The sequence below is a fragment of the Chryseobacterium sp. W4I1 genome (genome assembly GCF_030816115.1).
GTDB lineage: Bacteria > Bacteroidota > Bacteroidia > Flavobacteriales > Weeksellaceae > Chryseobacterium.
Map to the genome: position 1 here is coordinate 1,488,469 of NZ_JAUSXQ010000001.1, position 26,045 is coordinate 1,514,513.

At 36.6% G+C, this 26,045-nt stretch carries 22 protein-coding genes and 1 pseudogene; 15 read left to right on the top strand and 8 right to left on the bottom strand.

The window, feature by feature from the left end:
• Positions 1-2,190, bottom strand: a complete 2,190-nt coding sequence (locus QF044_RS06855) for a type VI secretion system Vgr family protein (RefSeq protein WP_307265315.1) — start codon at positions 2,188-2,190, stop codon at positions 1-3.
• A 571-nt stretch (positions 2,191-2,761) separates the two neighbouring features.
• Between QF044_RS06855 and QF044_RS06860 the strand changes: the two genes are divergently transcribed.
• The gene (locus QF044_RS06860; RefSeq protein WP_307265318.1) at positions 2,762-3,520 is read left to right on the top strand and encodes a hypothetical protein; all 759 of its coding nucleotides are present in this window, start codon (positions 2,762-2,764) and stop codon (positions 3,518-3,520) included.
• Between the two features lie 173 nt (positions 3,521-3,693).
• Here the strand turns inward: QF044_RS06860 and QF044_RS06865 are convergent, their stop codons facing one another.
• Positions 3,694-4,548 carry a nucleoside phosphorylase gene (locus QF044_RS06865; RefSeq protein ID WP_307265321.1) on the bottom strand — a complete coding sequence of 285 codons (855 nt, stop codon included), beginning with the start codon at positions 4,546-4,548 and terminating at the stop codon, positions 3,694-3,696.
• Positions 4,549-4,568: 20 nt separating this feature from the next.
• Positions 4,569-5,021 carry a hypothetical protein gene (locus tag QF044_RS06870; RefSeq protein ID WP_307265322.1) on the bottom strand — a complete coding sequence of 151 codons (453 nt, stop codon included), beginning with the start codon at positions 5,019-5,021 and terminating at the stop codon, positions 4,569-4,571.
• Between the two features lie 326 nt (positions 5,022-5,347).
• On the opposite strand from QF044_RS06870, the gene QF044_RS06875 reads away from it, so the two are divergent.
• From QF044_RS06875 to QF044_RS06890, 4 genes are all read left to right on the top strand, one after another.
• The gene (locus QF044_RS06875) at positions 5,348-6,058 is read left to right on the top strand and encodes a hypothetical protein (RefSeq protein ID WP_307265325.1); all 711 of its coding nucleotides are present in this window, start codon (positions 5,348-5,350) and stop codon (positions 6,056-6,058) included.
• On the top strand, positions 5,976-7,178 hold the full coding sequence (locus QF044_RS06880) for a cytochrome-c peroxidase (protein ID WP_307265328.1): 1,203 nt from the start codon (positions 5,976-5,978) through the stop codon (positions 7,176-7,178). Before QF044_RS06875 ends, QF044_RS06880 begins: the two co-directional genes overlap by 83 nt.
• Before the next feature lie 334 nt (positions 7,179-7,512).
• Positions 7,513-9,666, top strand: coding sequence for an alkaline phosphatase PhoX (locus QF044_RS06885; RefSeq protein WP_307265331.1), 2,154 nt, complete (start codon positions 7,513-7,515; stop codon positions 9,664-9,666).
• A gap of 55 nt (positions 9,667-9,721) precedes the next feature.
• Positions 9,722-10,621 (top strand): leucine-rich repeat domain-containing protein, encoded by a 900-nt coding sequence (locus tag QF044_RS06890; protein ID WP_307265334.1) that lies wholly within the window; start codon positions 9,722-9,724, stop codon positions 10,619-10,621.
• Between the two features lie 2 nt (positions 10,622-10,623).
• Here the strand turns inward: QF044_RS06890 and QF044_RS06895 are convergent, their stop codons facing one another.
• The gene (locus QF044_RS06895) at positions 10,624-10,947 is read right to left on the bottom strand and encodes a translation initiation factor (protein ID WP_034707663.1); all 324 of its coding nucleotides are present in this window, start codon (positions 10,945-10,947) and stop codon (positions 10,624-10,626) included.
• Positions 10,948-11,227: 280 nt separating this feature from the next.
• On the opposite strand from QF044_RS06895, the gene gpmI reads away from it, so the two are divergent.
• The 5 genes from gpmI to QF044_RS06920 all read left to right on the top strand — a co-directional run bounded on the left by gpmI (position 11,228) and on the right by QF044_RS06920 (position 16,100).
• Positions 11,228-12,769: a 2,3-bisphosphoglycerate-independent phosphoglycerate mutase gene (gene gpmI, locus QF044_RS06900; RefSeq protein WP_307265341.1), complete on the top strand. Its 1,542-nt coding sequence runs from the start codon at positions 11,228-11,230 to the stop codon at positions 12,767-12,769.
• Positions 12,770-12,921: 152 nt separating this feature from the next.
• Positions 12,922-13,902 (top strand): acyl-ACP desaturase, encoded by a 981-nt coding sequence (locus tag QF044_RS06905; RefSeq protein ID WP_307265344.1) that lies wholly within the window; start codon positions 12,922-12,924, stop codon positions 13,900-13,902.
• Positions 13,903-13,993: 91 nt separating this feature from the next.
• Positions 13,994-14,425: a BT0820 family HAD-type phosphatase gene (locus tag QF044_RS06910; protein ID WP_307265347.1), complete on the top strand. Its 432-nt coding sequence runs from the start codon at positions 13,994-13,996 to the stop codon at positions 14,423-14,425.
• Positions 14,426-14,523: 98 nt separating this feature from the next.
• Positions 14,524-15,333: a type I methionyl aminopeptidase gene (gene map / locus QF044_RS06915; RefSeq protein WP_307265351.1), complete on the top strand. Its 810-nt coding sequence runs from the start codon at positions 14,524-14,526 to the stop codon at positions 15,331-15,333.
• Positions 15,333-16,100 carry a class I SAM-dependent methyltransferase gene (locus QF044_RS06920; protein ID WP_307265353.1) on the top strand — a complete coding sequence of 256 codons (768 nt, stop codon included), beginning with the start codon at positions 15,333-15,335 and terminating at the stop codon, positions 16,098-16,100. Before map ends, QF044_RS06920 begins: the two co-directional genes overlap by 1 nt.
• A gap of 64 nt (positions 16,101-16,164) precedes the next feature.
• Here the strand turns inward: QF044_RS06920 and QF044_RS06925 are convergent, their stop codons facing one another.
• Both QF044_RS06925 and QF044_RS06930 read right to left on the bottom strand, forming a co-directional pair.
• A complete protein-coding gene (locus tag QF044_RS06925; protein WP_307265358.1) occupies positions 16,165-16,491 on the bottom strand; it encodes a multidrug efflux SMR transporter in 327 nt (108 codons plus the stop codon).
• Between the two features lie 626 nt (positions 16,492-17,117).
• The gene (locus tag QF044_RS06930; protein WP_307265362.1) at positions 17,118-17,681 is read right to left on the bottom strand and encodes a Crp/Fnr family transcriptional regulator; all 564 of its coding nucleotides are present in this window, start codon (positions 17,679-17,681) and stop codon (positions 17,118-17,120) included.
• 221 nt (positions 17,682-17,902) lie between these two features.
• Between QF044_RS06930 and era the strand changes: the two genes are divergently transcribed.
• From era to QF044_RS06945, 3 genes are all read left to right on the top strand, one after another.
• A complete protein-coding gene (gene era, locus QF044_RS06935; protein ID WP_307265364.1) occupies positions 17,903-18,778 on the top strand; it encodes a GTPase Era in 876 nt (291 codons plus the stop codon).
• 67 nt (positions 18,779-18,845) lie between these two features.
• Complete coding sequence (locus QF044_RS06940; RefSeq protein ID WP_307265367.1) at positions 18,846-19,274, top strand: DoxX family protein; 429 nt, start codon at positions 18,846-18,848, stop codon at positions 19,272-19,274.
• A 341-nt stretch (positions 19,275-19,615) separates the two neighbouring features.
• On the top strand, positions 19,616-22,018 hold the full coding sequence (locus QF044_RS06945) for a prolyl oligopeptidase family serine peptidase (protein WP_307265370.1): 2,403 nt from the start codon (positions 19,616-19,618) through the stop codon (positions 22,016-22,018).
• A 34-nt stretch (positions 22,019-22,052) separates the two neighbouring features.
• Here QF044_RS06945 and QF044_RS06950 read toward each other — a convergent pair whose 3' ends face one another.
• Positions 22,053-23,369: a reverse transcriptase domain-containing protein gene (locus QF044_RS06950; RefSeq protein WP_307265373.1), complete on the bottom strand. Its 1,317-nt coding sequence runs from the start codon at positions 23,367-23,369 to the stop codon at positions 22,053-22,055.
• A gap of 676 nt (positions 23,370-24,045) precedes the next feature.
• Positions 24,046-24,736: pseudogene (locus QF044_RS06955) on the bottom strand (HAD family hydrolase).
• 77 nt (positions 24,737-24,813) lie between these two features.
• Here QF044_RS06955 and QF044_RS06960 point away from each other — a divergent pair.
• Entirely contained in the window at positions 24,814-25,377 is a 564-nt protein-coding gene (locus QF044_RS06960; protein WP_307265376.1) for a Crp/Fnr family transcriptional regulator, read from the top strand.
• Between the two features lie 145 nt (positions 25,378-25,522).
• On the top strand, positions 25,523-26,029 hold the full coding sequence (locus QF044_RS06965; RefSeq protein ID WP_307265379.1) for a GNAT family N-acetyltransferase: 507 nt from the start codon (positions 25,523-25,525) through the stop codon (positions 26,027-26,029).
• The last annotated feature ends 16 nt before the right edge of the window (positions 26,030-26,045 follow it).

Consider the following 26,045-nt stretch of genomic DNA (forward strand, 5'->3'; position numbering starts at 1 on the left):
TTATCCTTTATTGATTTCCACATCAGCCCCTTTGATATTGGTAGGTCCTGAGGATGACATATTAATTTTTGCTGCATTGGAATTGATATCAGCGTCAATTTTAATTCCGGGATTTGCAGAGGCTTTTCCAAGCTCTGTTGTCGTTTTTCCTATTACTTTTACATTGAGTCCTTCTATGGTAATGTCTCCGCCTGTGGTCATGGTAATGGAACTGCTTCCTGTTTTAATGGTGATATTGGTATCGCATTCCAATGTTATACTTCCTGCATTATCCATTTTAAGCATAGAATTGGCTCCTCCGCCTTCTTTACCTCCAACATTGATAGCACTGACACTTCCTACATTGACGGTATTATTATTTCCTACGGTGACTGTTTTGTTATTATTTGCATTGGTTGTTGCATTTCCTGCACCGTCAAATTTCATATTGGCTCCTCCCTGATCGGTTAAGAAAACAGAGCCTTCGCCATCGTTGAGTTCCAGTTTATTGCCGCTTCTGCTGCTCAGGCTTTTGATGTTATTTCCGGTTCCGCCACCGCCGCCAACTCCTCCATGGAACATACCTCCCATGACAAAAGGACGATCGGGATGTTGGTGAACGAAATTAACGATCACCTGATCTCCAACTTCTGGAATTGCCATGAATCCACGGTTTTTACTGACTTTATCACTGTTTCCGGCATCCGGTGTCATCACGCGGATAAATTCTGAAGTATCCTGTCCGTTTTGCCAGTCAAACTGGACCCGAACACGACCTTGGTTCAACGGATCTGTATTTGAAATTACTTTGGCGAACTGGGGATCAGCTTTTGGCATTTCAAATTCCGGCCGGGGAATAAATCCGGTATCTGCTGCGATAGCCTCGAAGTTTCCGGTGTAGTAACCTCTTGCATCTACTTCGTGACTGACCTCAGTGATCATCAGTTTGGTAAAATAAGCAGTCTGATTGGTTTCAGATTTTCGCATTTCTACATCTGCAGTACATCCTGGATATAGGAAGGGGACGCTTGTGGTTCCTGAAGTAACAAAAACATCTACTGCTTTGCTTCCTGCCGTACCTTTCTGTGAAGCATCAATATCCATAAATGTAGATGCTTTGATCGGAGCAACTCTCAAGGAAGGTGTGGTGAAAGTTTTTTGGGATATTTCGTACGCCCTTTTGGCAATATCTGACTGGTGGTTTATTTTTGAAGTCCCCGTGGTAAGCTTTTCATTCTTGCTGCTGTTGTAGCCATAAAAAGTTGGATTCACGTGCTGGGCTCTCATTTTGATCTTAATATCATGTACACTGCTGCCATAGACGAGCTGCACGGGCTTTTCCTGTGGTGGCAGCTTTCCGAAATGAAGAACTTCGCCATCATAATAAAACTGCTCCCCGTAAGCTTCTGCTATCCTTGAAAGATAGTTGAAATGGGTTTCCTCATATTGAGAGCTGTAAGAAACATTTCCATGCTGGGAATCTACTCTGAAATCAAATTTATTGGAACCCAAACCTTCCTTGATCACCCAATCTGCAATACTGTTCAGGCTGATTTCCTGGGCACCGCCAAAACTCTGAATATGTGGTGCCGCATCCAAAAGAACGGTAGGACTGCATCCGGTAAGGACAATATTCCCAAGACTGCCTTTATCCTGGCTGAAACCTACTTCGGTAATGACGCCTACAAAGTTACGTTCGGGACTTTCTTCTACATCTTTATACTTAAATACTACTGTGATTCTTTTCCCCAGGAAATTTTGTGCCTGTTCCAGATTGTGGTTTTCAGCTTCTCCCAAAGTATCATGAGCAAGTGTGAGGTCAAATTGATGATGCTTAACGGCACTCTGAGTGAGTTTAAAATGCTTGAAATGTTTTACAATTTTCCCTTCAATAATGATTTCGAGTTTCACGACACGGTTGATCCCCAGAAGTTCACTTTTGGGAATGGAGCCGGCATTGTGAATTTTGGAAGTGGGCTGCTCTGTCCAGATTTTATTTTCAGAGATCAGAGGAGTATTGGGCAGGGAAACTTTGTTCATGAAACTGCCGGTATAGGAGAGTGCCTGTCCGGCTGTCTGTACTGATTTTTTTATTTTGTCAGTTTTCTTTACAACTTCTTTAGCAGCATTCAAATCTGCCGGATCTATGCTTTTCAGATCTTTTTTAGATTTTGAGATCTGATTTTTTTGAGATTTACTGTCCTGAAACATATCATATTTTTTCTGGTTAGTGTATATAAGCAGCCTACCGGGCAGTGCTGCATTATGGGTATTCTGTCACTCACTGCAGATAAATACTGTAAGAACCATGTCAACAGAATAGTATCTTTGTGAGGAATTTATCGTTCTGTTTTCACTTGATGATTGGAATAAATCCCTTTATAATATTATGCTTTAAAATATAATTAATATTTAGTTTAATGAATTTAATATTCTGAATTACAGTTTTGTAATGCTATTATTGAAATCACGTCCACGTGAAACAAATATAAGAAGCAAAGTCATAATGAGGAAAAATATAAAAGGCTATTTTTCTTTTTGTCGTAGTTCTACTACTAACAGTTGTTAGGTTCAAAATGAGACAAAAAAACCAATGTACGGATACATGATTGTACGGAATAAAGTACCCATTAAATAATCTGAAAATAATAGATACTGTTTTGAGTTTTTAAGAATGTGCACAATGAAAATTGCGGACAGTATAAATTGATTTAATTTTGCAATGTTTCTGCTTATTAAAAAGAATAAGATTTAAATCCTTAATGCATACACTTGAAAATTTATGAAGAAAATAGGAATTGTAGGCTTCGGCTGGCTGGGATCAAGGATTGCCGATTCAATGTCCGGACAGTATCAACTATATGTTACCACTACTACAAAAAGCAAAGCTGATGAGTTGTCTTTTAAAGGATTTAGCGCTTCTGTCGCCAGCTTCCCGGATTTTCAACTGGAAGAAAAAATCATACAATGGGAAGCAATCGAAAATATGGATGTCCTGATCATCACGATTCCCCTTTCCGGGAAAAGTTGCTGTGCCAGTTCGTTATATAACAGGATTCAGCATTTATTTTCATTTATTGGTGATTTTAAAGGACAGATGTTTGTGATGAGTTCTACCGGTGTCTATCCGGATATTCCTGGTGAATATACAGAAGAAAGTCTTTCTACAGATCATGTTCAGGGAGAGCGAATGATCAAAATTAAATATCCACAGGTAAATATTTTAAGGCTGTCAGGACTTATGGGAGATAACAGGCTCCTTAAAAATTATAATGTTTCAAATTTAGAAGCTCCGGTGAATCATATTCACTATAAAGATATTTCCTGCGTGATTGAAAAGATGATCGAAGAAGGTTCATCTGGGAAACTGTATAATGTAACAGCACCTCAACATCCGTCAAAGGGCCAGGTAATCAATGCCCAGAAAGATCTGCCATCTCCTGAGGAAACAGTAGGTGAGGGAAAAATAATAAACCCTTCAAAATTAATTTCAGAACTGGATTTTGTATTTAAACATCCGGATCCCAGAGCATTTCACTGATCTTTTTATTTGATAAAAATCTCAACACAAAATAAATCTGCGTAATCTGATCAGTCTTTGGGTATAAATAAAAAATATTTTCCCGCAGATTTTAACAGATTACGCAGATATTAGTATTGTATTTTAATGTAGCCGAAAAGGCTTAAACTTAAAATTGTAAGGCTCTGAATATTTTATTTAATAATTCTGTCCAGTACCCAATCGATAAGGTTTTTCTCGGAAGCATAATGGTCTGCAGAGAATTCTCCACGTCTTCTGTTCGCAATAACGTTATTTACAGTGATGGCTTTGTGGCCTAATAATTTTGAAAGGGCGTAAATCGCTGAGGTTTCCATTTCAAAGTTTGTTACTCCAAGATCATTCAATGTCTCCAGGAATTGATCGTCAATTACTTTCAAACGCAGCTGTCTTCCTTGTGGAGCATAGAACCCCGGGAATGTGGCTGTATTTCCGTGGTATTTGGCATCTTTATAATAATCTCCCATTTCTTCTGCCCAGTCTGAAAAATATAACATTGGTTTGATCTTTTCATAAGGGAATTTCTCCATGAAGTTTTTAGAAAATTCGTTTTCAAAGCTGTAATCCTGATAGAAATGCATCAATCCGTCCAGACCTACAACATTCTGGGTTACCAGCATGTTATCTACCTGTACATCAGGGTTTACACTTCCGCAGGTTCCCATACGGAAAAGTTCAAGGGCTTTGTGTTCCGTTTTAAATTCCTTGTTTTGAAGATCAATATTTACCAAAGCATCAAGCTCATTCATCACGATATCGATGTTCTCTGTACCAATACCTGTAGACATTACGGTAATTCTTTCTCCACGTAAAGTTCCGGTGTGGGTGTAGAACTCTCTCTTATTTTTTTTGATCTCTACTTTGTCAAAATATTTTGAAACTTTTGCCACTCTGTCCGGATCTCCCACAAGGATAATCTTATCAGCAATATCTTCAGGCAGAAGATTTAAGTGGTATACACTTCCGTCATCATTCAGCACCAGCTCTGAGGCAGCAAGTTTATTTAGCATAATTTATATTTTTTGTTTTTTTAATTAATGAAAATAGCTTCTTTATAAGGCGATCCGGCAAGATCATAGATTGTATCATACTCTTCTACAATTCTTTTTTGTCCCTGGAACATTTCGTAGACCGTGATGATCGTTTTTTCGAAATTTTTCGGATCTTTTCGTTGGGTGGTAATTTCGTAGAACTTATCTCCTTTTTTCAGCACAGAAACCATTTCTTCTTTAGTCGAATTATTGGAATCCATCATGCCTGGAAAATCCATGACAACGTCCTTTAGATCTGTATAATTTTTGTAAGGTTTTATAACTCCGTTTGAGTAAACATACACATTCGGTACCTGTTTGTTTTCTTCCAGGCGTACCAGGTAGTAGTCATTACCTTTTTTTTCTGCATAAACGGCCATCTCTTTCTTCTGCGAAAATGCATACATGGAAAGAAAAACCGCTGCAAAAGCGAATAGTACTTTTGTTTTCATAGTTATATTTTGTTTTAATGTGTTGTAAATTGATGTTAAAAAAATCCTCTCCCAATATCTTTCGTCATCATTTTTTTAAGCGGCTCATAGAAAGTCCACCGTTCTTAAGTATAATGAATTTGATTTCGGGGTTTAAAATTAATAAAAATATTTCTATAAGAAACTGCTGTTTATAGATTTTTACTCTTTTAAAGTAGCCTTGTTAAATTTGAATTTGCGTTAAAACTAATGCTCCAAACTAATTACTGTGTCAAAACGTAAACATTTTTTAATCTGCCGTTAAACTTGTGATAACATCAGAAAGGTAGTTTTGCCGCTAAAAATTCATGAGATTATATCCGCTGCTTGCTGTGATTGTTTTGATAGGTTTTGCTGTCATGTCCTTTAATCCTGTTTATAAAGGAAAGGAAAACGAAAATACCTTCGTCAATAAAGCCCTGTCAGATTTTAAAAACAGGCTTGAACGGCTAAAGTCAGATGTATATAAATTCTCAGAGGACCAGATTACCGTTGAAGAACTTCAAAATTCGTTGAGTGATACCAGAAAATCTTTTAAAGAAATAGAATTCTATATTGCTTACCATTACCCGGAATTCACAAAAACACACCTTAATGCCGCTCCGCTGTTTCATATAGAAGCGGCAGGTACGTCAGCCTATACATTGCCTCCTGAAGGACTTCAGGTTCTGGATGAGCTTATTTTTTCCGATGAAGCAGGTAAAGAGAAAGAAAAGATCAAAACGATTACAGATTTTTTGTATAATTCCTATTCAAGTTTTTATCTGAGCACAGTGAAGAACGGCTTAAGCAGGGGAAATAACAAAACGCTTCCATTAAGAATAGAATTGATCAGAATTTATACTCTTGGAGTAACAGGTTTTGATACACCAGGTTCCCTGAACATCTCTGAAGAAGCCAGCCATGCCCTTACCGGAATTAAAAAATACATCAACGATGATGCTTATTTTAAAAACTACAACGTTCAAAAAGCCAATCAAGTTCTTACTGAAGGGATCAATTATCTTTCCAAAAAATAAAGATTTTGAAACTTTTGACAGAATCGAATTTTATAAAAAATATATTCAGCCTCTTTATGAAGAGTTTGGAAAGTGGGACGGCAGCCCGGATGATCTTAAAGAGTTCTCCGGCTGGAATGTTGGGAATAAAAACTTTTTTAGCAGTGATTTTCTGGATCCCTATTTCTATACACTTTTAAAATCATCTGAAGATAACTCTGATCTCCGAAGCCTTGGGAAATCTATTTTCTATGACCAGAATTTAAGCCAGAACGGTAAAATGAGCTGTGCTGCCTGCCATCTTCAGGAAAATGCTTTTACAGATCTCAAAATAAAATCCCAGAGCAATGTGGAAGGAAAGACTGTTTTAAGAAATTCTCCATCCTTGTATAACGCCGTTTTTGCGAAAAGATTTTTTTACGACCTACGTGCATTTTATCTGGAACAGCAGGCAGAACACGTGATCTACAACGATGATGAGTTTAATACCAGCTATGAAGACATCATCAAAAAATTAAAAACAAAACCTGAATATAAAAAAGCTTTCCGTACCGCTTTCAAAGACGGTAAAATAAACAAAGAAAATTTTTCCAAGGCTTTAAGTTCTTATGTGGCATCTCTGTATTCTTTTGATAGTGATTTCGACCGTTTTATGAGAAATGAAAAAGACGTTTCTGATGATATAAAAAAAGGATACAATCTGTTTATGGGTAAGGCCAGTTGTGCCACATGCCATTTTGCACCTCATTTTTCAGGGTTGGTGCCTCCTTTTTTTAATGAAAATGAATCTGAGGTATTGGGAGTAACCTCAAAACCTGTTAATGATCTTCCTGTTGAACTGGATACTGATCTGGGAAGAGGAAACAGTCCCGTGAAAAAAGAAAAATCCTGGATCTACGATTATTCTTTCAAAACCGTTACGGTAAGAAATATTGCCCTTACCAAACCGTATTTTCATAACGGTGCTTTCAATACCCTGGAAGAAGTGCTGGATTTCTATAATGAAGGCGGAGGAGAAGGTCTCGGACTGAAAATGAAAAACCAAACACTTCCACCGGACAAACTGGATCTTACTAAAACAGAGATCAGTCAGATTATTGCTTTCCTAAATTCATTGACGGATGTGAGTAAGGCGAAGTGAGTTTTAGGGTTGGAGAGTATTAGAGTATTAGCGTATTAGGGTATTAGAGTTTGAAAATAATAGTCGTTAATTTTATTATTGATATAGTTGGTTATTTTGCTTCTAGCTTCAAATTTTCACTAATCAAAGGTTAATACTGATTGATTATCACGCTACAACCCTAAAACTCTCCAACCCAAATACCTTCGACTCAAAGTATCATTTAACAATTATTTAATTCCCTTAACATTGGGTTCCGAATTAATTAATATTTCTTAATCGATATTTAAAGTCCTATTAACAGAGGTTCTGCATCAAAAAAATAGTTTTGCAAGGTCTAATAAATCAATAAAAAATGAAGAAAAAATTACTTACAATTGCGGCATTGGCAATGGTTGCCGGATTTAGTGTGCAGGCACAGACCTTTTTATTCAATAAGAACTCGTCCTGGAGCTATAAAGATAATAACCAGGCCCTGGCAGGCCCATGGAAAGACCAGACTTTTGACATCTCAACATGGGCTATAGGAAACGGACCTCTTGGATATGGGGATCCTGTAACCACAACAATCAGCTCAGGTCTTACGGCAGCTTATTTTGCTAAAGATTTTACAGTAGACTTATCAACCCTTTCAGACACTATGGAACTGGGTGTAATGAGAGATGACGGGATTGTTGTTTATCTTAACGGAGTTGAAGTGGTAAGAGACAATATGCCTGCAGGTACTATTGCTTTCAATACGCCTTCCAGTACAACAATTGACGGTGCTGCAGAGAGTGTTTATAATATTTTCTCTATTCCAAAATCTAAGTTTGTCAACGGAAACAATAGGATTTCTGTAGAGCTTCACAACAGAACGGGGGCCAGCTCAGATCTTAGAATCGATGCTTATTTAAAGACAACAACTACTGTTACACCTCCTACGGCATGCACAGGAACACATATCAGCTGTTTTACATCTATTGTTCCTACTGCACAGACCAATAAACTGATCATTCCTGCAGAACATAAATATCAGCTTATCTTGAAAGAGGGCGATAATTATACAGAAGGTGGCGGAATGGTAGGCGGTCAGAATGATTTCACAGCTTATGTTGCCAAGACAGGAAGCAGTACAAACGGATATCTTTCTGTAAACCATGAAACCAATCCAGGCGGTGTTACGATGGCTGAGGTTAATTACAATGCTTCTACAAAACTTTGGCAGCTATCAAGATCCAGAGCAGTAAGCTTTTCAGATCCAAGTTTAGTTCAGACGATAAGAAACTGTTCAGGAGGTATTACACCTTGGGGTACCGTTGTTACTGCTGAAGAATCAGTAACGGCCAATGATGTGAACAATGACGGTTACAAGGACTACGGATGGCTAGTGGAAATTGATCCGGCTACAGCACAGGTAATTTCTAAAAATCCCGACGGATCCAAAGGAAAGCTCTGGCAGATGGGGATTATGAACCACGAAAATGTTGTAGTGAATAATGCAGGAACAACAGCCTATTACGGAGAAGATGGGGGAACTCACATGGTCTATAAATATGTAATGGATACGCCGAATAATTTAGCTTCGGGAAACCTTTATGTCTTGAAACTTGATCAAGGATTAAGTCCTTCAGGAGATCCGGTAGGAACTACAGCGACATGGGTTCAGGTACCTAATAAAGTGAAAGCAGACCAGAATAATACAACAGCTCTTGCCCAGTCATTGGGAGGGACAAGGTTTAATGGGGTAGAAGACGTAGATATCAGTCCATTGGACGGGAAAATCTATTTTACTGCAAAAGGACTAGATAAAATATACCGTCTTCAGGACAACGGAACAACGGCTTCTCAGGTGGAAACCTTTGCAGGAGGTGCTTCTACAGCATATTCATTCAATACACCACAGGGAATGAAGTCTGAAGCGTGGGGTGATGGAAATGATAACCTTACTTTTGACGAACTTGGTAACCTTTGGGTTCTTCAGGATGGTGGTAAAAACTACATCTGGGTCATTGCTCCGGATCATACACAGGCCAATCCTAAAGTGAGGCTTTTTGCTTCAATGCCGGCAGGATCAGAACCTACAGGGTTGACATTTACCCCTGACCATAAATTCGGTTTCTTCTCTATCCAGCATCCTGATTCCACTATTTCTACAGATGTAGATGCCACAGGAAATACGATTGATTACAGAGGTAAATCGGCAACCATTGTTATTGCTTTGAAGAGTAATTTGGGAACAGCCGGAGCATTAGGAACAATTGAAAGTCATAATGCGGAAACTACCGTTGACGTAGCCCCAAATCCTACATCAGGAATCGTTAAGATCAATTCACCAAAAGGACTGAAAGATATATCGGTTACAGCTTACAGCATGGATGGAAAGATTGTTTATACGAAGAAATTCAATGGTGTAAACAGATCATTGGATCTTGATTTTACCAATCAGCTGGAAGCATCACGTATCCTGGTTCTGAATATTGAAGCAGAAGGCGGATTCCAGAAGACCGTGAAACTTTTAAAGAAGTAAAATTATTAATATTCAGTTTTGGCGGCGGCAAAGCCGCCGCCAAAACTTTTACTCTATGAAAAAGCTTGTTCTATTTATTTCTATACTTTCATTATGCCAGATAAAGGCACAGATCGATCCTGTAAAATATCCTACATTTACCAATATCGATGAAGCATTGACCAGTAAGAAAACGGTTTACAGTATGAGTTTTCGTGAAAAAGGACTTTTCAACCTGCCTCCACAAATCTCGAAACTGGATTCTTTATTCTTCCTGAATATTATGGGAAATAAACTTGAAAAAATGGATCAGCAGATCTTTACTTTAACCGAACTGGAGATTTTAAATGTAAATGAAAACAGCATCAAGTATATTCCTAATGAAATTGGAAACCTGAAAAAACTGAATACGTTTTCTATAAACCTTAACAGCCTGACCAGCATCAATCCGAATGTCGCAAAGCTTCAGAATTTAAAAGCTGTACATTTTGATGCCAACAACCTGAATGCTTTTCCGGAAGCACTGATGGAAATTCCTGCTTTGGAGGAAATCAATCTTCAGGGAAATCAGATCAGCATCATTGCTGATCGTTTAGACAGAATTAAAAATCTAAAATTCTTAAACCTATCTGAAAACCAGATCAATGACCTGGGAAATCTTGCTTTTCCTAAAAATCTGAAATATCTTGAGCTGCAGCATAACGCTATTGTAAAGCTTCCTGAAAAACTTTTTAAAGCGCAAAACCTCGAATTTTTAAACGTCAGCGGTAATCAGATCACAGAACTGTCACCTAAGATAAAAGGTTTGAAGAATATTGTCAGTTTGAATCTGGCCAATAATAATCTGAAAAATATTCCTGAAGAGATTCAACAGCTTAAAAACCTGAAAACCCTTATTCTCACAGGAAACCCTATAGAAAAAACTAAGATTGAACGATTGAAAAACCTGATGCCGGAAACCCAGATCTATTTCTAGATCTATCCGCCGACTCTTTTGGTTTTATATCCCATTTCTTTAAGGATATTCATTATTTTATCACGATTATCACCCTGAATAATGATCGTTCCGTCTTTCTCTGAACCGCCTATTCCTAAGGTGGTTTTTATTTTTTTTGAGATTTTCTTCAAATCTTCTTCGCTGCCTTCCCAGCCTTCAACAACCGTTACTGGCTTACCGTTTCTGCCTTTCTTTTCAAACTTGCACACCAAAGGTTCCTGTTGCTTAAATTCTTCTTTAGGCATTTCAAAATCCTTTTCCTCATGTTCAGGAAAAAGGTTCTTTAACTGATCTCGTAAATCCATAAAGCAAAATTAAATAATAATTTATAAAAGCGTATCAGATCAGCAGTTAATTTAACGAGAAAGATAGATGGGAAATCCAAGGAAGCTGGAAGTAATTAACGAGTATGAAAAAGAGAACAATTCAGATATAATGATAAATAGCTTATAAATCTATGGGAGATCAAAAAGATTCTTCACTGCTATTAAATACTGTTTTGTCCGGATGTTTTTAAAATAACCCTTCCAAATTCTTTCATTCATCGGAAATTAGGTAAATTTGTGTAACAAAAAGTTATACGAAATGTCAAAAAAAGCAATATTAGCAATCCTTGACGGATGGGGACTTGGAACAAATCCTGAGGTTTCCGCCCTGGATAAAGCAAACACTCCATTTATAGACAGCTGTTATCAAAAATTTCCAAATACAACCCTTGAAGCCAGCGGCTTAGCGGTAGGACTTCCTGCAGGACAGATGGGGAATTCTGAAGTGGGGCACATGAATTTGGGAGCCGGAAGAGTAGTATATCAGAATCTTGTAAAACTGAATATGGCCGTTGAAAACGGAACCCTGGGACAACAGCAGATTATTCAGGATGCCTTTGATTATGCTAAAAGAGAAAATAAAAAACTACACTTCATAGGACTCGTTTCCAATGGAGGTGTACATTCACATATCAATCATTTAAAAGGTTTATTAACCGCTGCTCATGAGTTCGGGTTGAATGAAAACGTTTTTGTTCACGCATTTACAGATGGAAGAGACTGCGATCCGCATTCAGGATTAGGTTTTATAGAAGAACTTCAGAAGCACATGGAAACTACGGTGGGTAAACTGGCAACCGTAACCGGAAGATATTATGCGATGGACCGTGACAAAAGATGGGAGCGTGTAAAATTGGCCTACGATGCTATGGTAGAAGGCGTAGGAATACAAACGACAGATGCTTTGGCTGCTATCAAGGCTTCCTATGATAATAATGTGACCGATGAATTCCTGAAACCCATTATTCTCGTTAAAACGACAGAAACAGGAAACATTGTCCCTGTTGCTAAAATTATAGACAACGATGTTGTCATCTGTTTCAATTTCCGTACAGACAGAGGCCGTGAAATCACAGAAGTGCTTACCCAGAAGGATTTTCCTGAATTCTTTATGCGTAAGCTGAATCTTCATTATATCACTTTAACAAATTATGACAAAACCTACCAAAACGTACAGGTTGTCTTTGATGAAGAAGTGCTAAAAGATACGATGGGAGAAATTCTTGAAAGAAATGGTAAAACCCAGATCAGAATTGCCGAAACAGAAAAATATCCTCACGTAACATTCTTTTTCTCCGGAGGCAGAGAAGAAGAGTTCAACGGGGAAAGAAGACTTCTTTGTCCGAGCCCGAAAGATGTTCCGACATATGACCTTAAGCCTGAAATGTCAGCGTATGACATTACAAATATTATTGTACCGGAGCTTGAAAACGGAACTGCTGATTTTGTATGCCTGAATTTTGCCAATACCGATATGGTAGGACATACAGGCGTTTTTGAAGCCGCTGTAAAAGCCGCAGAAACTGTTGATAAATGCATTGAAAAAGTAGCCACAACCGCTTACGAGCATGGATATGCTGTATTTATCCTCGCAGACCATGGAAATTCAGATGTGATGATCAACCCTGATGGGACCCCAAACACACAGCATTCCACAAACCTTGTTCCGTTTATTGTAATGGATAAAGACCATACATGGAATTTAAAACCTGGAAAACTGGGTGATGTGGCACCTACTATTTTAAAAGTAATGGGAGTGGAAATTCCGGAAGCCATGACAGGAAATATTTTAGTTAGCTAAAAATTCAATAATATTGTCCGAAAAATGCCGTTATAATATAGATGGCGGCATTTTTGCATGATTTATATCAGTCATGGTATGGGTTGCATATGTTATTATGCCACAAATAATAAATAAATCATATCTTTGTAAATTAAAATCTATTTAGTAAGATGTATCAAAAGCTTGTTAGGAAAGAAGTAATGGGAATATTGGAAAAGGAAGTAAGTTCTTTTCTGGATAAATTTTTAACGCCAATTGAAAAAATATGGCAGCCTTCTGACTATCTGCCTGATCCATCAAGTTCAGATTTTAAATATGATCTGGAAGAAATCCAGACTTTTGCCCGTGAAATGCCTTATGACCTGTTCGTAACATTGATCGGTGACTGTATCACAGAAGAAGCACTGCCTTCGTATGAATCTTGGTTAATGGGAGTAGACGGAATTGATCAGGAAAAGCAAGAAGTGGGCTGGGCTAACTGGATACGAGCATGGACTGGTGAAGAAAACAGACATGGAGATCTTTTGAGCAAATATCTTTATTTGTGTGGAAGAGTGAACATGAGAGAACTGGAAGTCACTACTCAATACTTAATTAATGATGGTTTCGATTTAGGAACAAGTATGGATCCTTACAGAAACTTTATCTATACAAGTTTTCAGGAAACAGCAACCAATATCTCTCACAGAAGAGTAGGAACATTGGCAAAGCAGTCTGGAAACGGAAAATTAGCGAAAATGTGTGGTGTTATTGCTGCAGATGAAGCCAGACATGCAAAAGCTTACAAACATTTCGTAGCCAAAATTCTTGAGCTGGATCCATCTGAAATGATCCTCGCATTTGAAGATATGATGCGTAAAAAGATTGTAATGCCTGCACACCTTATGAGACAGTCCGGACAGAAAGCCGGAGAACTTTGGGGACATTTCTCAGATGCGGCTCAAAGATGCATGGTATATACAGGGAATGATTATATTAATATATTGTCGGATCTGTTGGATGAATGGAAGATTGAGCATGTAAAAGGCCTTACTGAAAAAGCTGAAAAAGCACAGGAGTATTTAATGAAACTTCCTGCAAGACTTCAGAAGATCACAGATAGAATTTCAACTCCGGATCTTCAGTTTGAGTTCAAATGGGTGAAAAGCTAATTCTAAATTATCATAATTATAAAAACTTAAGAGTGCCATCGTTTTCGGCACTCTTTTTATTTCTTATCTTTGCAAAGCTAAAAAAGACAAAATGTTAAATAATAAAAAAATTGCTGTGGATTTCGACGGAACTATTGTTGATGATGCATATCCGGCAATTGGCAAAGCAAAAATTTTTGCTTTCGAAACATTAAAAAAACTTCAGGCAGAAGGATATAGATTAATTCTCTGGACATACAGACACGGAAAAACTTTGGATGAAGCCGTAGAATTCTGTAAAAATAACGGTGTTGAATTTTATGCAGTGAATTCCAGCTTTGAAGGTGAGGTTTTCGATGCTGAAAATCAATCCAGAAAACTGGATGCAGACTGGTTCATTGACGACAGAAATTTAGGAGGATTTCCAGGCTGGGGAGAAATCTACAATATTATCCAGGAAAGAATAGAATTCCGTGTAGAAGGAAAAGAAGTCCTGGCCTACTCAAAACTTAAAAAAGAAAAGAAAAAAGGACTTTTCTGGTAAGAGAAATAATATAACAATTTAACAGTATAACAATCTAGGCAATGATGTATTGACCAAATTGCTATACTGGTACATTAATACATTGGTAAATTAATACAATGATTCAACTAAAAACAATAGAGGAACTCCGCCTGATGAAGGAGAGTGCCCACCTGGTTTCCAAAACACTGGGAATGCTGGCTAAAGAAATAAAACCGGGGATCAATACTTTATATCTTGATAAACTGGCGCACGATTTTATTAAAGATCATGGTGCCGAACCTGCTTTCTTAGGATATGGAGGTTTTCCCAATTCGTTGTGTATTTCTCCAAATGATCAGGTAGTTCATGGTTTTCCAAATAATGATATTGTAAAAGAAGGTGATGTTCTTTCTGTAGACTGTGGTGTAATCCTGAACGGCTTTGTAGGAGACCATGCCTATACATTTGAGATTGGGGAAGTAAAGCCTGAGGTTAAAAAACTTCTTCAGGTAACCAAAGAATCCCTGTACAAAGGTATTGAGCAGTGTGTAAGAGGAAAAAGGATAGGAGATATCTCCCATGCGATCCAGTCATACTGTGAAAAAGAAGGCTATGGAGTGGTAAAAGAACTTGTAGGACATGGTCTTGGAAGAAAAATGCATGAAGATCCTCAGGTTCCGAATTATGGAAGACAAGGGAGCGGAAAAGTGATTAAAGACGGTCTTGCCATTGCTATTGAGCCTATGGTAAACATGGGTACTGAAAAAGTAAAATTCCATAATGACGGATGGACAGTGACTACTTTGGATAATATGCCTTCTGCCCACTTTGAGCATGATGTAGCGGTAATCAATGGTAAGCCGGTATTGCTTTCTACATTCAAATATGTGTACGAAGCTCTGGGTATCGAAAGTGATGAAGAGAAGCCATTCCAATTGGATTTTTAATGAAAAAAGTAGCTAAGCTTTTACTCAATACAATACCCCGTCCGATGCTGATCAAAATGAGTATCTGGGCGAGACCACTTATCTACCAGTTTTTCAAAGGAGATAATTTTTATGATCCTATCGATGGGAAATCCTACCGGAAATTCCTTCCTTACGGCTATGGAAAACAGCGTGAAAATGCACTTTCTCCCGGAACTTTGAGTTTGGAAAGGCACCGTCAGATGTGGCTTTATCTTCAGAATGAGACTGATTTCTTTATAAAAAATGTTAAAGTTCTTCATATCGCTCCCGAGCAGGAGTTTTTGAGGAAATTTAAGCTGATGAGAAATCTGGATTATATTTCCGCAGATCTTTTTTCTCCTATTGTAGATGTAAAAGCCGATATCCTTGACCTGCCATTTGCTGATGAAAGCTTTGATGTCATCTTCTGTAACCATGTTTTGGAGCATATTGAAGATGATGCAAAAGCTATAAGCGAACTTTACAGGGTAATGAGGCCCGGAGGCTGGGGTATTTTTCAGGTTCCGATGAGAAACTCTCTCAAGAAGACCTATGAGGATTTCTCTATAAAAGATCCCAAAGAGCGTCAGAAACATTTCGGACAGTATGATCATGTCCGCTGGTATGGAATGGATTATTTTGACCGTTTAAGGAAGGCTGGTTTTGAAACAGAGCCGAATTTCTATTCACAGAATTTTTCAGAAGAAGAAATTAAAAAATACGGATTAAGACAAAATGAGATCTTACCTGTAGTTTTCAAAAAATAATAATAAACCCGTCCTCAATCTGAAGGCGGGTTTGTTTAATATCAATAGAAATTGTTTTTTGATTTTAATGTGAAACAGATTTTAATCCTACCACAGAACCAATCAAGGTTACGATAAAAAATACTCTCCAGAAGCTTACAGGATCTTTAAAAAAGAAGATACCCATCAGAGCAGTTCCTACAGCTCCAATTCCTGTCCATACTGCATAAGCCGTTCCAATAGGAAGCGTCTGTGTAGCTTTGATCAGTAGAACCATGCTGATCGTCATGGTCACAAGAAAACCGGCATACCAGTAATACATCTCGGATCCGGAGGTTTCCTTGGCCTTTCCCAGACAGGAAGCAAATGCTACCTCAAAAAGCCCGGCGATAACTAAAATTATCCAATTCATTTTCTTTAATTTTCTTTTACAAAGTTCTGCATTTGAAAGGAAACACAATTTTACATTTGTTAAATAATGAAATGATTTCTAATTTATATTTCCTTTGTTCATATTGATTATGTTTAGCCATAAGCACTTAATTATTTATTTTACTCTCCATTAAGAGATTAATTCTTATCTTTAAAACCTTACAAATTAAATTTAAACATGAAAAACTTAAAGAAAGTTTCAAGGGAACAATTAAAACAAATTAAAGGTGGAGCGATCGGTGGTATTTGCGCACCTGGTTATTACCTTCAATGTCTTTCGGTAGGTCAATGTGATGAAGCTCAAGATCTATTTGAATGTTCATGCCACTGCGTTCCAAAGCTATAAAATACAATCCCTCAATTTGAGGGATTTTTTATTCTGTTATGTACAGAGAGAATTATTCCTGAAAAATGAATTTATTTTAATTTGAATTTTAAAATCATATCGGGAAGCCTTGAGATGGTAGGAGAAAGTTATTAAGAGCCGAAACCATAACTACAATGCAACCTTAATACTACATCATTAATTTTATAGACTGTTGAAAAATTGCGACCAAAATTAACTTCAAGCCTCGCTCTTCCAGCTTCCATCCCGTACAAAATTAATTACCTTATTTCCGCCCGGATTCGGCTCAGACTCACCTGGGTAATCCCAAGATAAGAAGCAATGTGTCCCAACTGAACCCTTTTTAAAAGATCAGACTTATTTGTCATTAGATCTTTATAACGTTCCAAAGATGTTTTAAACTGTCTTGAAATAATAAGCTCTTCCGTTTTTACAAGCTCCCTTTCTGCAAATTTTCTCCCCCAATTGGCGATGTGAATATCTTCATTAAAAAGCTTTCTCAGGCTTTCTGTTTCCAAAGTATACAGATCGCAGTCTTCCAGAAGCTCAATGCTTTCGTAGCCTGGTTTGTTTTCTACATAACTTTTCATGGAAACGGCTGTTTCGCCTTCACTTCCAAACCAGAATGTAATATCATTGTCAACCGTTGATGCATAGGCTCTTACGATTCCTTTCTTGATAAAATAAATATAAGGAATGATCTTATCTGCTTCCATCAGGCAGAAATTTTTTGGATAGGATACTTCTGTAATATGTGCCTTCAAAGCAGTTTTGGAAGTTTCAGGAAGTACATAAATGTGGTCAAGGATCTGATCTATATCCATAAAAGAGTTCTATAGGTCAAAAATATCAGTTTTAAAGGATGCAAAACAATTTTATTCTGCTCAATTTACAATATATTAAGATAAATGCAGATTTAAACCTGTCAAATCCATACCAGCAGACGACTAATCAATAGGATTCTCTTTTTTCTCTTCTAAAAGTAGACTTAAACTACAAAGACCAGTTTTGTTTTAGTAACTTTGCAGTTCATAATATTATTTATATGCATAAAGCTGGATTTGTAAACATAGTCGGAAAACCTAATGCGGGAAAGTCTACCTTATTAAATCAATTGATGGGGGAGAAGTTAGCCATTGTAACGCAGAAGGCTCAGACAACACGCCATAGAATTTTTGGAATTTATAATGAAGAAGACTTACAGATTGTATTTTCTGATACTCCCGGAGTCTTGGATCCGAAATACGGTTTGCAGGAAAAAATGATGGATTTTGTAAAGGATTCTTTACAGGATGCGGATGTATTTCTATTTATCGTGGATGTTACAGATAAAGCTGAGCCTTCAGAATTTTTAATTGAGAAACTTAATAAAATTCCTGTTCCTGTATTATTACTCTTAAATAAAGTAGACCAAACCAACCAGGAAGGACTGGAAAAACTGGTAGGAGAATGGCATGACAGAATTCCGAAGGCGGAAATTCTTCCTATTTCAGCATTGAATGCTTTTAATACAGATGTTATTCTGCCCAAGCTAAAATCTATGCTTCCTGAAAGCCCTGCTTACTATGATAAAGATATGTATACGGATAAGCCGGAAAGGTTTTTTGTAAACGAAGCGATCCGTGAGAAAATTCTTTTAAATTATGAAAAAGAAATTCCTTATTCTGTGGAGGTGGTTACCGAGCAGTTCAAAGAAAAAGAAGGAATTATTTTCATAGATTCTATTATTTATGTTGAAAGAGATACCCAGAAGGGAATTATTATCGGACATAAGGGTGAGGCTATTAAAAAAGTAGGAACAGAAGCAAGACTGGATCTGGAAAAATTCTTTTCTAAAAAGATCCATTTGAACCTGTTTGTGAAAGTGAAAAAAGACTGGCGAAAAAATGATAGAGATCTGAAAAATTTCGGATACAGATAAACTAAAAATGCTTGTGATTCCGTTCTATTAAAAGATTTTCATTACCTTTAATCTAAATTTTTAGTAAATGAACTATTTCAAGCCAAATTCCAGCTCAGTACCTAAAGATATTATTTTATTTGCAGTGAGAGTGTTTATTGGTTTTGCCATGCTTTCTCACGGTTTTCCTAAGCTTCAGATGCTTCTGGAAGGCGGTAAAATAGAGTTTTATGATTTTATAGGGTTAAGTCCTTTGGTAACCCTGATTCTTACAGTTATTGCTGAATTTGTCTGTTCAATATTCCTTATATTAGGACTTTTTACCAGAATTTCATTAGGGTTTCTGGTCTTTACAATGATTATCGCCGCTTTTGTCGTTCATGGAGCAGATCCTTTTGAGAAGAGAGAAATGAGCCTTGTCTATCTATGTGTCTATCTTCTCCTGATGGCATTTGGCGCAGGAAAAGTATCAGTAGATCACATGATTGAAAAAAGAAAAAGAGCTTCAGACTGGTAATTCCGGTTGAAAATATAAAATAAAGAGCATTAATTATTAATGCTCTTTTTGTTTTTATTAGGGTTTGCAAGGTAGCGAAGACCAAACACATGTCCAAACTATTGTGCCATTCTCATCTTCCCCTGCAACGCAAGGTTTGTATCCGGAAGGGCACGCTGGTGCTTGTCCTCCAATAATGGTTTTCAATTTTCCTTTGCTTAACTTTCTTAAATTTTTCATATTGATTTTAATTTGATTGCTCTACTAAGATAAACATTTTTATTATATCACAATGAAGGGTATTAAATATTGCTTTCTGGTTATATCCTAAAAATCACTATTTTCGTAGAAAATGAATTTATATGAAGATAAAACTGACAATTTGCCTTCTGGCATTTCTCAATTTCTATGATGCACAGGAGAATATTACTTATCAAAAACCTTCTGCAGAGATTCTGAAACTCGCAGATTATGAAAGACCGCCAAGTGTTCTGATGAACAGCAAAAAAGACTGGGTGGTTTTCACCTACAGACCCACTTATAAGACATTGGAAGACCTTAATCAGCAGGAAATGAAGCTTGCAGGATTAAGGATTAACCCAGTTACCAATATCTCAAGCAGTGTCACCTATTCTAATAATCTTAAGATCAGAAAGATCAACGATAAAAATGAGACACAGGTGAAGAATATGCCTGCTAACGCTAAAATTACATACATTTCATTTTCTCCTGACGAGAAGAAACTGGCATTTACCAACACCACAAGCAAAGGAGTAGAGCTTTGGATTGTAGATATGGAAACAGCTGCTGCGAAAAAAATAACCGGAGATAATCTTAATGCCAATCTAGGAATGCCTTATACCTGGTATAATGATTCACAAAGTTTCTTAATCAGAACCCTTCCTCAAAACAGGCCTGCACTGATTGATGCAAGTAAAGATCTTCCAACCGGACCTATTGTTTCTACAGCTGATGGTAAAGTTTCGCAAAACAGAACATATCAGGATCTTCTGAAAAATCCTCAGGATGAAAAAAACTTTGAAGTCCTCACAGCTTCTGAAATTTATCAGGTAGACCTTAATGGGAATCTTAAAAAAATAAAGGATCACGATATGTACTCTGGGGTAAGTTTTTCTCCGGACGGAAATTATCTAATGACTACAGTGATCAAAAAGCCATTTTCTTATATCGTTCCTTTAAGCAGATTTCCAATGACTAACACGGTGTATGATATGAAAGGAAATGCTGTAAAAACAGTCAATGATGTTCCTTTGAATGAAATCATGCCGAAAGGTTTCTCATCCGTAAGAACCGGAAAAAGAAGCATGGGTTGGAGAAGTGATGTACCGGCGACTTTGGTGTATGCTGAAGCTCTGGATGGAGGAGACCAATCTAAAACCGTTGATTACAGGGACGAAATTTTCACCTGGGAAGCTCCTTTTGCAGCTGCTCCGAAATCATTCTTTAAAACAAAACAGAGGTATGAAGATGTAAGCTGGACAAACGATCATTATGCAGTAGTTTCTGAAGGCTGGTATGATACAAGAAATACAAAATCCTACCTAGTAGATCTGAATAATGGTGAATCTAAAGTTTTTGATGACAGAAATTATCAGGATGTTTATAGTGATCCCGGGAATTTTAATACCACAAAGAACCAGTACGGAAGATATGTGATTGATATGAAGGGAGGAAAAACCTACCTGATTGGTGATGGGTTTACGAAAGACGGACAACATCCTTTTATTGATGAACTGGATGTGAAATCGCTTAAAAAGAAAAGACTCTACACCTCAAATATTAAAAATGCCAAAGAAGAAATTATTGATATCCTTAATCTTTCAAAAGGTGAAATTTTAACGACTCAACAATCTCCAAGTCTGTACCCGAACTATTATAAAAAGAATATTAAATCTAATAAAGCAGAACCGGTAACCAATTTTGCCAATCCTTTTGAAAGCATTAAAGATGTATACAAAGAAGTAATCACTTACAAAAGAAATGACGGAGTTACTTTGACAGGTACCCTTTATCTTCCTGCAAACTATGACAGAAAGGCGAAGAAAGAAAAACTTCCTTTATTGATCTGGGCTTATCCTACAGAATATAAAGATAAGAATACAGCCGGGCAGAATACCCAAAACCCGAATGACTTTACCTTCCCGTACTATGGATCTTTTGTATACTGGACGACCAAAGGATATGCTGTGCTGGATGATGCCGCATTCCCTATCATTGGAGAGGGGAAAACAGAGCCGAATGATACTTTCATTCCACAGCTGGTAGCTAACGGAAGGGCTGCCATTGATGCAGTAGATCAGTTAGGGTATATCGACAGAACTAAAGTAGCAGTTGGAGGGCATTCCTATGGTGCATTTATGACTGCAAATCTTTTAACCCATTCTAAAGATTATGCTTGTGGTATTGCAAGAAGTGGTGCTTATAACAGAACCTTAACACCATTCGGATTCCAGAGTGAGCAGAGAAATTACTGGGATGTTCCGGAGATCTACAACACGATGTCTCCTTTTATGAATGCAGACAAAATGAAGACACCATTGCTTTTGGTGCATGGTGATGCTGATAACAATCCGGGAACTTTCACATTGCAGACTGAAAGATATTTCCAGGCTCTGAAAAACTTAGGAGCTCCTGTGAAAATGGTTCTTCTTCCGAAAGAAGCCCACGGTTATGTGGCTAAAGAAAATATTCTGCATCTTTTATGGGAACAGGATCAGTTCCTTGAGAAGTGTCTGAAGAAATAATAAAAAACTCGTTCAATTTGAACGAGTTTTTTTATTAAACAATTTTTTTTTCGTTATTTAAAGCTTCCTTAGCTTTAATTTTTTCAATTTTTTCTGTTATTAAAAGACTTGTTAAAGGAATTCCTGAATTAGATCTTTGTTTTTCATTCAGACAATATGGGGATGTTGATTTCGGTCTATACTTTTTAGGTATTTTATCCAATCTATTTTCATTCAATTTCCAATCAATTCTTTCAAGTTTGATATAAATTACTCTGTTTATAATGTAGTCTAATTCTTCACTATATCTATCCAAATCAGTATAGATGAATGCAGAGATCCATCCTTCATGTCTATTTTTTATTTTTTTTAAAAATTCTAAAAGATTTAATTTAATTTTATCTTCTTTTAATTCCCATATCTTATTTTCTAATTTTTTAAAGTTATCAATAGAGGGATACAGAAACTCTCCGTCAAAAGTAACTGATAGAAAAGTAAAACCATCTTTAGATATATCAGTAATTTTTGTTTTATCATTTTTTTCTAAAGAGTGGATTTCTAAATTTAAATCTTTAAGATAAGTTTCGCACTTATGATACGCTTCTTTACATTCTCTTTTTGTATTAGCAAGAATTATAAAGTCGTCCGCATATCTAATCAGGTTATAATTATTTGAAATGATTTTTTGATCAAAATCTAATAAATATATATTAGAAAATAGGGGAGACAAAGCATTACCTTGAGGTATTCCATTTTCAATTCCGTCAAAATAATTTTGTTTTTCCAGATCAAAATCAGAAAGGTTTCCCACCTTTTGGTTTAGAGCATCTTTTATTAATGAATTTAGGCTATCATCAGGAAGGTTCGGGAATATTTTCGTTTCTAATAATTCCATTTTATTAACTGTTCCAAAAAAATTAACTAAATCCGCTTCCAATACATATTTATTTCCCGAATTATAATATTCTTTGGCCTTTAACATTGCATCTTTTACACCTGTGTCTTTTTGATATGCAAAGCTATAACCATTACTTTGCATTAAAAGAGGGTTAAAAATGTTTTCTAATTCAATTGCAATTGCTTTAATAACAACTCTATCGGAAATTTCTGGAATTTGAAGTGGTCTAAAAGAATTTTTATTTTTTTTGGTGATAAGTACGCCTCTTGTGGGACTAAAATTATAGCTATTGGTTTTTAATTTTTTTGAAATTGATAAGATTTTATCGTCAAGATTTTGGCAAAATTTTTCAATAGTTTCACCAGACAATCCATGCGAATCTTTATTGAATTTTACTAATTTATTCCAGGCATCTTTTAATACTTCTGGTTTAGAAATTATTTTAAGTAATTCTTTATTAGTTTTTGTTTCCATATTTCTGTATTGCAAAGCCCCCTTGAAATGACAATATGTCAGTATGATAAACTTTACATATGAGACAGAGAACACTTCATTGAAAGAGTGATTAGGACAACCATCAAGGTTCTAACTAATCCTTTGCAAATGGGTTCTTCGGCAATCCTGACTTGCGATTGACTTCTCAATCTTATGTCGAGCGCGCACTTAAGGAAAATCTTAAGTCTTAAACTATGGGCGCAAGAAATTGCATTGTTGTTTGTTACTTTGCCATCCTGCGTTTGAAATAGGGATGTTCTTTCCATTATACTCAAAATTAAGGTTTTTTATGACCTGCGCAAGTTTTTTTGAACTTTCACATTTTTTAACACTTTGGCTTTGGGCTGCGTTCTCTCTCTACTATAAGAATAGCTTGATACCATCGTTTCGGTGGGCTTGTGTTTATCATACACAATGGCATCAAACGAGATTGACAGAGAACACTTCATTGAAAGAGTGATTAGGACAACCATCAAGGTTCTAACTAATCCTTTGCAAATGGGTTCTTCGGCAATCCTGACTTGCGATTGACTTCTCAATCTTATGTCAAGTAACGGCAAGTTTAATTCAATTTTTATTCCAATAAAATAAAAGATGACAAAAAGTCATGAATAAACTAATTAATATCAATGACTTCATGCAATTATGCAATTAACTACAGGTACTTCAACACTTCATCAATACTCTTCAGCTCCATGAAATTGTCATGTTCCAGATGATGTTCATGCTGTTCATGACTCCATGTCACATGGTAAGGAATATGTGCTGCAAAACCGCCGATTTCCAGTACTGGCAGGATATCTGATTTAATTGAATTTCCCAGCATCAGAAAATGTTCAGGCTGACAGTCCAGATGCTTCAACAGCTTTTTGTAATCATTTTCTTTTTTATCACTCATAATTTCAATGTGGTGAAAATAGTCCTGGAGTCCCGAATTTTTCAGCTTTCGTTCCTGATCCAGCAGGTCACCTTTTGTGGCAACTACCAGCCTGTATTTTCCTTTTAAAGAATCTAGTGTTTCCGTAACTCCCTCCAATAATTCTATGGGTTTCTGCAAAAGTCCCTGACCGATCTCAATAGTCCTGTTGATCAATTGCAAAGATGCCGTGCCGCCTGAAACCCTGCTCACCGTTTCGATCATACAAAGCATAAAACCTTTTTACCCCATAACCATAGAGATGAAGATGCTGCATTTCTGTTTTAAATAATTCCTGGGATACAGAATGTTGAGGCAGATAATCTTCAAGCAAAACACAGAATTCCTTTTCCGCTTCCTGAAAATAAGGCTCATTGATCCAAAGAGTGTCATCTGCATCAAATGCGATGGTTGTGATATGATTATTCATTTTAGTTTTGTATTTTTCTCCCGACAAAATTCAGTATAAAAATTCAATCAGAAAAGGACATTTGTCCCGGATAAAATATGTTAAGGACCAACCAGATATTTCTTAATTATATAGAAAACCTTTACGAAAAGAAGAAAAGTAAAGAAGAAATCGTCATAAGATCATTTTCTAAGGGAGAAAGGATGTTGACGCAAGACGAGAAGCCTTCCAAAATAATGCTTGTTAAACAAGGAATTACCAAATGCTTTTTTACAGAAGAAAATGGGAAAGAATATATAGTTGAATTTTTAGGAAAAGGAGAAATCATCGGTGAAATAGAGCTGATCCGGAATATCCCATGTTTGTGCAGCATTGAAGCAGTAACAGAAGTTGCCGTTTATGCCGTGACTGTATCTTATTTTCAATCTTTAATTAAAAATGATCTGACCTTGAACAATCTGCTTCTGGACGTTTTTGCAGAACGCATCATTAATACGTCCCGAAGAGCATCTTACCAGCAGTTGTATGCTGTAGAACATACTTTAGCGCAGCTTCTTGAGCTTCAAAAAGAGCAAAATATTGAGATTTCAAAGGAAGATATGGCTGCTTACCTGGGAATTACGGTGAGAAGTCTGAATAGATCTTTGAAAAATTTAAAATAATATTGTATTGAATTTAATTTAATAGCAGATTGGAGGGGGTATTCAATGAAATTTTTTATTAATATTCATTAGCCATATTGAAATAATGGGGGGGGAGTGTTTTTATTTTTGTTATTTTTGTATTTGAAAAAAATTGAATTGATCAATGGGAGAAATAAAGTTCCGCAATGCGAAATTGGGTGATTTACCAAAAATTGTAGAAATATACAATTCTACGGTTGCTTCAAGAATGGTAACGGCGGATGTAGAGGAAGTTTCTGTAGAAAGCAAACAAATATGGTTTGAAGCCCATAATTCTGAGACCAGACCGCTGTGGATCGTTAAAGATCCGGAAGGACAGACAATTGGCTGGGTGAGCTTTAGTTCATTTCATGAAAGAACTGCTTACAGCGGAACAGTAGAAGTAAGTATTTATCTTGATAAAAGCTGCAGAGGAAAAGGATACGGGAAAACCATTCTTCAATACTGTATTGAGAACGCCGGAAAATTTAAGGTTAATAATCTAGTAGCTCTTATTTTTCTGCATAATGAACCAAGCCTCAAACTCTTCAGATACTTCGGATTTGAGGATTGGGGAATGCTTCCTAACGTAGCTGTTTTAGATGGTATAGAAAGAAGTCTGGTGATTTTAGGGAAGAGAATAGTAGCATAGATAAAAATTATCAGCG

Bases quoted from the DNA above. Each gene is read 5' to 3' on its own strand.
- QF044_RS06855 (WP_307265315.1), bottom strand. From the start codon at position 2,190: ATGTTTCAGGACAGTAAATCTCAAAAAAATCAGATCTCAAAATCTAAA.
- QF044_RS06860 (WP_307265318.1), top strand. From the start codon at position 2,762: ATGAAGAAAATAGGAATTGTAGGCTTCGGCTGGCTGGGATCAAGGATT.
- QF044_RS06865 (WP_307265321.1), bottom strand. From the start codon at position 4,548: ATGCTAAATAAACTTGCTGCCTCAGAGCTGGTGCTGAATGATGACGGA.
- QF044_RS06870 (WP_307265322.1), bottom strand. From the start codon at position 5,021: ATGAAAACAAAAGTACTATTCGCTTTTGCAGCGGTTTTTCTTTCCATG.
- QF044_RS06875 (WP_307265325.1), top strand. From the start codon at position 5,348: ATGAGATTATATCCGCTGCTTGCTGTGATTGTTTTGATAGGTTTTGCT.
- QF044_RS06880 (WP_307265328.1), top strand. From the start codon at position 5,976: ATGATGCTTATTTTAAAAACTACAACGTTCAAAAAGCCAATCAAGTTC.
- QF044_RS06885 (WP_307265331.1), top strand. From the start codon at position 7,513: ATGAAGAAAAAATTACTTACAATTGCGGCATTGGCAATGGTTGCCGGA.
- QF044_RS06890 (WP_307265334.1), top strand. From the start codon at position 9,722: ATGAAAAAGCTTGTTCTATTTATTTCTATACTTTCATTATGCCAGATA.
- QF044_RS06895 (WP_034707663.1), bottom strand. From the start codon at position 10,947: ATGGATTTACGAGATCAGTTAAAGAACCTTTTTCCTGAACATGAGGAA.
- gpmI (WP_307265341.1), top strand. From the start codon at position 11,228: ATGTCAAAAAAAGCAATATTAGCAATCCTTGACGGATGGGGACTTGGA.
- QF044_RS06905 (WP_307265344.1), top strand. From the start codon at position 12,922: ATGTATCAAAAGCTTGTTAGGAAAGAAGTAATGGGAATATTGGAAAAG.
- QF044_RS06910 (WP_307265347.1), top strand. From the start codon at position 13,994: ATGTTAAATAATAAAAAAATTGCTGTGGATTTCGACGGAACTATTGTT.
- map (WP_307265351.1), top strand. From the start codon at position 14,524: ATGATTCAACTAAAAACAATAGAGGAACTCCGCCTGATGAAGGAGAGT.
- QF044_RS06920 (WP_307265353.1), top strand. From the start codon at position 15,333: ATGAAAAAAGTAGCTAAGCTTTTACTCAATACAATACCCCGTCCGATG.
- QF044_RS06925 (WP_307265358.1), bottom strand. From the start codon at position 16,491: ATGAATTGGATAATTTTAGTTATCGCCGGGCTTTTTGAGGTAGCATTT.
- QF044_RS06930 (WP_307265362.1), bottom strand. From the start codon at position 17,681: ATGGATATAGATCAGATCCTTGACCACATTTATGTACTTCCTGAAACT.
- era (WP_307265364.1), top strand. From the start codon at position 17,903: ATGCATAAAGCTGGATTTGTAAACATAGTCGGAAAACCTAATGCGGGA.
- QF044_RS06940 (WP_307265367.1), top strand. From the start codon at position 18,846: ATGAACTATTTCAAGCCAAATTCCAGCTCAGTACCTAAAGATATTATT.
- QF044_RS06945 (WP_307265370.1), top strand. From the start codon at position 19,616: ATGAAGATAAAACTGACAATTTGCCTTCTGGCATTTCTCAATTTCTAT.
- QF044_RS06950 (WP_307265373.1), bottom strand. From the start codon at position 23,369: ATGGAAACAAAAACTAATAAAGAATTACTTAAAATAATTTCTAAACCA.
- QF044_RS06960 (WP_307265376.1), top strand. From the start codon at position 24,814: ATGTTAAGGACCAACCAGATATTTCTTAATTATATAGAAAACCTTTAC.
- QF044_RS06965 (WP_307265379.1), top strand. From the start codon at position 25,523: ATGGGAGAAATAAAGTTCCGCAATGCGAAATTGGGTGATTTACCAAAA.